We start from the raw sequence: 7,875 nt of genomic DNA on the forward strand, positions 1-7,875 counted from the left end.
AGAAAGACCCTTATAGGGTCAGAGCAAACCACCCGTTCTACGGGTGGTTATGATTTGTTGCACATGAATTAGGGATAAAATTAACATGAACAAAAAGTTAAAATTTGTGTCAATAAAAAGGAGCGAATATTGGGGATTGTGTAAACAAAGGTGTAGGTATTTTATTTGCTAAGGAGGGCAAAAAAGCGTGGAAATTTTAGCATTATTTCATAAGGGTGGCTTAGTTATGTATCCTATTTTACTAGCTTCAATTATAGCAGTAACAATAGGTGTAAATCGGTATTTATGTTATAAAGCGGCATCATCCAATATTGAATTATTAAAAGAACAATTACCGAATTTACTGCGCAATCGTCAATTAAATGAAGCTAAGGAACTTTGTGATGAAGCAGGGGGCGTAGCCGGTAATATAGTTAAAACGGCTATTATTGAACGTACTGAAGATTTAAAAGCTAGTGATGTGGTAGAAAGTATTGCTACGCACGAAGTATTCCAATTGAAGAAATATCTGAATTATTTAGAAACTATTGTTACCTTATCGCCATTATTAGGCTTATTGGGTACTGTTGTGGGTATGATTGGCTCTTTTAGTGTACTCTCGATTGAATCCGGCGAACCGTTTGCTATTACCGGCGGTGTCGGTGAAGCGTTAATTGCGACCGCTACGGGTTTATTGGTTGCTATATTGGCTTTGGTAATTCATACATATTTGGCTCAGCGTGTTAATGTATTGATTGCCGATATTGAGTATGTTGCTTCTTTATATGTAATTAATACGAATGCGGGTGTACGTCATGAAGCTTAAGTCAATGAAAATAGAACATCAACCTAAATTGATGATTATACCTATGATTGATATTATCTTCTTCTTATTGGTATTTTTCATGATGAGCATGTTGACAATGGTAGTTCAAAAGAGTGTTCCTATTCAATTGCCGCAAGCGGCTACATCTAAAGTGAATTTAGATAAAGTATTGCCGATAACGGTAACAGCAGATGGAGCTATTTATCTTGAACAAGAGCGTATTCCGGAAGGGCAGTTAAAAGTACGCTTAGATGCTGAAAAGAGTAAAAATCCGGAGATGGCTATTATTGTTCGCGGTGATGCAGGGGTTAATTATGGACGTGTAGTAAGCGTTATCGATACCGCTAAAAAATCAGGGATTCAAAAAGTATCTATAGCCGCTGAAGAACGATAGGAGAGAATTCAATGAATAGTCGAAATATGTGGACTAAGCCTTGGGTCGCCTCACTTATTTTTCATGCCGTTGTATTATCCGTTATTCCTTTTTTGCCATGGCCGGCCATTCCTAAAGCGGATGATATGTCATCGATTATTGAGATTGATTATGTAGAAATTAAACATCCTAATCCTAAGGGCAATCCTAATAGTGGTGGCGACGGTGGTGACGGTAGTGGGAATTTTGGAGCTAATTTACCGGCAGTAACGCCTATAACGGCATTACCTGAATATTCTGAGCCATTAACCAGTAATAATGAAAATAGTATTGTTACTAAACATCAGGAAACGACTCAGCAAGGGGTGATAAATGCGGGCTTGGACTCAGCTCTTAATAGTGGCGGCAGTGGTTCAGGTAGCGGTGGTCTTGCCGGTTTCGGTACCGGAACAGAGCCCGGTATTCAGGGTGATGCTAATGGTACTGACGTTGATACTACTTTTTACAGACCGGTACCAACCTATACGCCTAAACCAAAATATCCAAGAGCGGCACGTAACCAAAATGTGCGTGGCAGTGTTGGCGTAGGATTGACTATAGGCGCTGACGGAAGTGTTGAGTCAGTGTGGGTAAATGATTCATCAGGCAGTGATATTTTGGATCAGGCTGCCTTGGATGCAGTAAGTAGTTGGCGGTTTGAACCGGCCAGAAGAGGCAGTGAGCCAATAAGTACAACTACCAGTGTTAATGTGGAATTCCAGTTACGATAAAAAATTAGGGAATTTATCGCAACTCGAATATATTTTTATGTGTTTAATCATGAAGTTAGACACATCAGGTGTTTTGTTTTTGGTATTGGTGTTAAGAGGTTATTATGACAAAAAAGAGTGTACTAAACAAATCTGTGTTAAGAAAATTAATTTTACTAAGTGTTGTATCAAATTGTTTGTATACGGGTGTTGTTTTAGGTGCTGATGTAACTTCTGATTCATATACATTGGATCCGATTGTAGTTACAGCTCAACGTACAGAAACAAGAGAATTGGAAACTCCGGCGGCAACAACAGTATTGACTAAAGAAGATATTAAAAATACAGGGGCTAAGACTGTATTTGATGCTATTTCGTTTACAACAGGGATTACGAATTTCTCTTATGGGGCAGGCGGACTTGATTATGGTTCTATGGATAGCCGAGTAAATATTCGAGGGTTAGAACGTGGTGCGCTTATTCTGATTAATGGCGCTCCTATTAATTTGAACGGTAAAAATAGCTTAAGTGGCTTATTACCGGAAAATGTGGAAAAAGTTGAAATTGTAAAAGGTGCGTCTTCCACATTATATGGTGCTGAGGCTATGGGTGGGGTTATCAATATTATAACTTCAACACCTGAAACGGATTATGTTAAAGCTAAGGTTGGGGTAGGTAATTTAGGATTTAAGCAATATTTGGTCTCGGCCGGCAATAAAGATTTTAATATTGCCGTAGGTAAAGAGTTTTTCGGAGCTGTTGACAGAACGAGTCCAAATCGTAAGGATTTAGACGGCAAGCGTAAATATGAATATTATAATGAACGCGGCAAAGGTGATTTATTTAATATTGCTTTAAATGCTAAGTTGAGTGAACGCTTGGACTTAAGTTATATGCGCAGTGAGTCCAACTCCACGTATGGTCAAATTGTGGTTCCGGGGACGTTAACAAAACCGAAGACTACAGAGGCTAAAGAAAGCAAGCGCTATCACTATAATGATAAAAAGAATAATGTATCATTGACTTATGATTATGACAATACTAAAGCCCTAGTTTTTTATACAGATCGTGATTTATATGGGGAAAGCAAAAATTTGGCGGCTAATAAGTGGACTGAAAATGCAAGTAATTATCTAGCTCGTAAGTATGGCGTTGACATTCAACATGAATGGAGTTTACGCGATAATAAGGACTCTTTTATCGGGGGGTTATTAGTTAGCCGTGATACTTATAAGGGTACCGCAGCGGCTACTTCAAATGTAAAAGCCGGACGAAATAATATAGCGTTGTATGGTAGTTATTCTTATGAGATTAATCCTAAATTAACTACTATTCTAGGCGCCCGTTTTCAAAAAATTGCTGACCCGGTAAATGATCAAAATGTATTTATGCCTCAATGGCAGATGCTGTATAAATTGGACGAGCATTCATCTATTTACTCGAATGTCGGTAAAGCATTCACGATGCCAAATTTATCTGATACTTTTAAATACGTAAATGGTGGCTATCAGGCGATTAGCGGGCTAAACTTAAAACCGGAAGAAGGCTGGAACTACGAAGTTGGTTATAAACATGTAACTGAAAAAGATTCATGGAAAGTAGCCTTATTCTATATGGACTTTAAAAACTTCTTCGATTGGGCACCGGACCCTGATACCGGTAAGAATACGGTTCGAATTAATGGCGGCAAATTCCAAAATACCGGCATAGAATTAGATTACAAGCATTTATTGTCCGATAAATTAACTTTGTCTTTAGGGACAACTTATTCTAATCCTAAAAAACAGGAAATCGGTGTATCTACATGGAATCAAGCGTATCCAAAACTTCAATTTAATGCGGGGTTAAATTATACCGATGACAAGTTGGATGCAGGAATTGCGTTGAATTGGTTAACTAAACGCTTGAAAAACAGAGATGGCGGAACTAATCCGGATTTAATTAATTTAAATGCTTATGTTTCGTATGCATTCAGTAAAAATGATACTGTTCAAATCAATCTTAATAATATTTTAGATAGACATAATGTAATTACTAATGGTGCATGGGAATACTGGGATAATCCATTTAATTATACTGTTAGTTATCAACATACATTCTAGTTTTTTATATGAATACAAGTTACTTTTTTGTGTTTAGGGTGTGAAGTAATTTGTTTAACAAGTATGTATGGGTTTGAGATACTTGTTTTTTTAGAGGTTTTTGGGAGGTAGTAATATGTACATCGGTAAGAAGAGAGTTTTTTATTTAACAATGGGCATTTTATGCTATATGTCTAATATGGCATTTGCAGAAACAGTGGATACTAATGTAAATAAAGTTGACGGTGAAATCAATACACACGTTGTAACTGTTACCGCTAAACGTTTGGAAGCTACTGATTTAGCTACGCCTGCTATTGTTGATGTATATACACAAGAAGATATTCAAAGGACAGGAGCGGCCAACGCATATGATGTATTGCAGAATACTTTAGGCGTTATTTCTCAATCGCAAGGGTTTAATGGCACATCTATGGGGACGATGACCAGTAAAATAATGATTCGTGGCGTAGAAAAAGGGACTTTAGTATTATTAGACGGTGTGCCGTTGAATCAGGATGGTAAATACAATTTGGATGACATTCCTACCGATATTATTGATAGCATTGAAGTTGTAAAAGGTGGCGGTACTGTTTTATATGGTAGCGAAGCCACCGGTGGTGTAATTAACATTCGTACAAAAGGTCATGTTAATAACCAAGTATCGGTAGGTGTAGGCAATTTTGGTAAACAAAGAGGATCATTAACATTTGGTGATGATAGATTTTCTATTATGATGAGTGCCGAACATAGAGGTTTTGCTGCAGAAATGGCAGGTAATTCGTATTCAACCGGTCGTAACAAAACTCATTATGATTATGATAATGGGAATAAGCGCTCTTTGCTTTGGAAATATAAAATTACCGACGGAGTAACTTTTTCACAATATTACAATACGAACAAGAATCGTTATTTAGTATATAACGATAATAACATGTATAAAGGTAAACTTTGGAAAGTTAATGATTATGAGGATAGAGATAACTTATTTACCTTAAACTATGACAAAGATACTTGGAAGGGTTATATTTCCTATGGCACTCAGGAAAAGACTTCCTATCAAACCGGGGTAAGCACTAGAGGCGTTAAGGCGGCTAAAGACTTATACTCTTGGCGGAAAGGTCATAATACGAATATTAGCTTACAAAAGGAATTTTTAACAGATAAAGCCGTATTCCTTATTGGTGGTGATGTAAAATTCGAAGATATGGACTTGCGTGGCACAGCGACTACGGGCTCATCCGGCATGTCTCAAAGTACTGCGGTTAAAACAGGAAGTACTCAGAAGCGAAATACGTACTCCTTATTCGCCTCGGTGGATTATGCGGCATCTGAAAAAGACAATGTAATAGTGAGTGCACGACAAACATGGGCTAATAATATTAAAGCTGAGCAAACTGTAAACGGAGTAAGTACGGAAACTAAAAATGACAGCATGAGTAAATTTACTCCGGAAATTCAATATATTCACCAAATTGATCAAAATACATCGGTGTACGGCAAAGTAGGCAAATCTTTCCGATTGCCGGCGTTAACACAGATTTTCGGTATCGGTAATATATATCCGAAATTAGATTTAAAACCTGAATCGGGAACACATTACGAAATAGGTTATAAGAAAATTACAGGTAAAGCCACCTATAAAGTAGCTCTGTTCCACTATGATATAAAAGATGCGATTGAAGCTAAAGTAATTGAGACACATGGTTTAATCGATGTAGAGTATAACAACCAAGATCAGCGCAGTACAGGTATTGAATTATCTACTGTATTACAGCACAATAAGGAATTCTCAAGCAACTGGGGTATAATGTTCCAAAATCCAAAGACTCGTTCCGGTAAGATTTACGGCGATTCGGATTGGCATTCGATTTATAACAAATATCAGATTACAAGTGGCTTGCATTATCAAAAGGATAAATGGAGCGCTGATTTGATGACAAACTTTGTGGGGAACAGAACGTCAGCCGATAAATATCAACGTCACATTAAACCTCAATTCTTTACAGATTTACATGTAGCATATGAGCCTAATGCTAATCAAAGAATCTCGTTACATATAAACAATCTTTTCGATAGAAAAGACATTTTGACAAACAGTACATCTAATTTCTACTCTTTAGGCAGAAACTATATGGTTGACTATTCCTACAAGTTTTAATTAAATAAGCAGCACAATTATAAATGTTGATTGTGCTGCTTAATATATACTTAAATATTTGATCGGATAACATTCTTTAGTGAATGACAGGTCAAAATAGTATATTTGGAGGAACATTATGGAGCATATAATTCATTTATTTAATGCCGGTGGTTTAGTTATGTATCCATTGCTTATATTTTTAATTGCGTCATGGACTATTGGTATTGAAAGAATACGCTTATATCGTCAATTTAGTCAGACTCTCAGTCAGTTAAAAACAGTAACCGAATACGACCAAGAAAATAAAGCATGGTCAGCTTTATTAAATCAACTTGAGTCCTTAGACAATAATATGGTGGGACATTTGGTTATGTCTATGAAAGCAGCTCGAAATTATCTCAATTTAACTAATCGTTTAGAGGATACAGTCACTATTGTTGATATGGACTTAAAGCGAGGTCTTAATTGGTTATCCATGATGGTAACTATGGCTCCTTTATTAGGCTTATTAGGTACCGTAGTGGGTATGATTCGCTCTTTTGCTGCGGTTGGCGGTGATATTGGCGCACCTACGGTTATTACCGGTGGTGTATCTGAAGCGTTAATAGCCACAGCAACAGGTTTGACAGTAGCCATTATTGCTTTATTTTTTCATAGCTATTGTGCTTATAAAGTGAATACTTTTATAGCTAGACTGGAACAAAGTTTTGGTAATATTTTGGATGTGTATAACAGGAGCCATTCATTATGAAACGACGGTCCAAAGGTATAGATAAAGAACCGGATATTATGATTATACCGATGATAGATATAGTTTTCTTTTTATTGGTATTTTTCATGATGAGCACTTTATATATGAATACTGAACAACAAATTCCGCTAAGTTTGCCAAAAGCATCTAGTTCCAGTGCTAAAACAATAGAACCGATTACTATTTCTTTAACGAGTACTCATAAAATGTATCTTAATGAGCGCGAAATTAATCCAAATGATCTGCCAAATGAAATAAAAGCGATTGTAAATAAAATGCCGGAACAAGCATTTGTTGTGAGAGCATCGAAAGATGTAGTATATAACGATGTTATTGAAATACTAGACGATTTAAAAGTTAACGGGGCACGATTTGTTAGTGTAGCAACAGAACGGAAGTGACTCTATGATAGGACAAAATTATAGAACGCCGTTATTATTATCCATAGCGATAAATGCCGTTTTCATAACATCGGTAGCGATAGCACTTCAAACTATGTCAAACTATGAGACAAAGTACAATGATTTAGTCGTTAATATAGACATGAGCAAATATGAAGTCAGTACGGAACAGCCTAAAGCGAATCAACCTAATAAGCCTGTAGAGGATATGCTGAATGGTGGTAAAGCCGGCACAATATTGCCTGATTTATCAGGCAAACCAACGGAAGGTTTAAAAGATTTGAATCCGTATTTAGGCGGACATGAGGACGCAGGTGTTAATGTCAGAGGCGATGTAGGCAGTCAAGTCGGCAATCCGGGCATTACAGATACGCTGGGCGAAGGTGGCAGTAATCAATTCGGTACCGGTACAGGTACTGAAGGTTATGGTACTGCCGATGGAACACCGGCTGAAGAACCGGCACAAAGCGGTGGCAGTTTTGATGCCGGGGGATACTATGCTCGGGTTGAGGCTAATAAGGTTATGCCGGCACAAGCTGCTCGTCGAAATTTGACCGGGACAGTTAGTTTTA

General features: G+C 37.2%; 7 protein-coding genes and 1 pseudogene. All 8 read left to right on the forward strand.

Going from position 1 to position 7,875, the window contains the following annotated elements; translation table 11 throughout:
• Window positions 1–187 precede the first annotated feature (187 nt).
• Complete coding sequence (locus tag E7204_RS06255; protein ID WP_295182846.1) at window positions 188–805, forward strand: MotA/TolQ/ExbB proton channel family protein; 618 nt, start codon at window positions 188–190, stop codon at window positions 803–805.
• Between the two features lie 4 nt (window positions 806–809).
• Window positions 810–1,199, forward strand: a complete 390-nt coding sequence (locus E7204_RS06260; protein WP_295182847.1) for a biopolymer transporter ExbD — start codon at window positions 810–812, stop codon at window positions 1,197–1,199.
• A gap of 11 nt (window positions 1,200–1,210) precedes the next feature.
• On the forward strand, window positions 1,211–1,948 hold the full coding sequence (locus tag E7204_RS06265) for an energy transducer TonB (RefSeq protein WP_295182848.1): 738 nt from the start codon (window positions 1,211–1,213) through the stop codon (window positions 1,946–1,948).
• Between the two features lie 104 nt (window positions 1,949–2,052).
• Complete coding sequence (locus tag E7204_RS06270) at window positions 2,053–4,029, forward strand: TonB-dependent receptor (RefSeq protein ID WP_295182849.1); 1,977 nt, start codon at window positions 2,053–2,055, stop codon at window positions 4,027–4,029.
• A 178-nt stretch (window positions 4,030–4,207) separates the two neighbouring features.
• A complete protein-coding gene (locus tag E7204_RS06275; RefSeq protein ID WP_295182850.1) occupies window positions 4,208–6,169 on the forward strand; it encodes a TonB-dependent receptor in 1,962 nt (653 codons plus the stop codon).
• A gap of 118 nt (window positions 6,170–6,287) precedes the next feature.
• Window positions 6,288–6,902 (forward strand): MotA/TolQ/ExbB proton channel family protein, encoded by a 615-nt coding sequence (locus tag E7204_RS06280; protein WP_021842480.1) that lies wholly within the window; start codon window positions 6,288–6,290, stop codon window positions 6,900–6,902.
• Complete coding sequence (locus E7204_RS06285; protein WP_021842479.1) at window positions 6,899–7,303, forward strand: biopolymer transporter ExbD; 405 nt, start codon at window positions 6,899–6,901, stop codon at window positions 7,301–7,303. Before E7204_RS06280 ends, E7204_RS06285 begins: the two co-directional genes overlap by 4 nt.
• Before the next feature lie 94 nt (window positions 7,304–7,397).
• Window positions 7,398–7,875, forward strand: a pseudogene (locus E7204_RS06290) (energy transducer TonB); the annotation flags it as partial.

Origin of the sequence: Veillonella sp. (assembly GCF_015058545.1) — a bacterium.
GTDB lineage: Bacteria > Bacillota > Negativicutes > Veillonellales > Veillonellaceae > Veillonella_A.

Bases quoted from the DNA above. Each gene is read 5' to 3' on its own strand.
- E7204_RS06260 (WP_295182847.1), top strand. From the start codon at position 810: ATGAAAATAGAACATCAACCTAAATTGATGATTATACCTATGATTGAT.
- E7204_RS06265 (WP_295182848.1), top strand. From the start codon at position 1,211: ATGAATAGTCGAAATATGTGGACTAAGCCTTGGGTCGCCTCACTTATT.
- E7204_RS06270 (WP_295182849.1), top strand. From the start codon at position 2,053: ATGACAAAAAAGAGTGTACTAAACAAATCTGTGTTAAGAAAATTAATT.
- E7204_RS06275 (WP_295182850.1), top strand. From the start codon at position 4,208: ATGGCATTTGCAGAAACAGTGGATACTAATGTAAATAAAGTTGACGGT.
- E7204_RS06280 (WP_021842480.1), top strand. From the start codon at position 6,288: ATGGAGCATATAATTCATTTATTTAATGCCGGTGGTTTAGTTATGTAT.
- E7204_RS06285 (WP_021842479.1), top strand. From the start codon at position 6,899: ATGAAACGACGGTCCAAAGGTATAGATAAAGAACCGGATATTATGATT.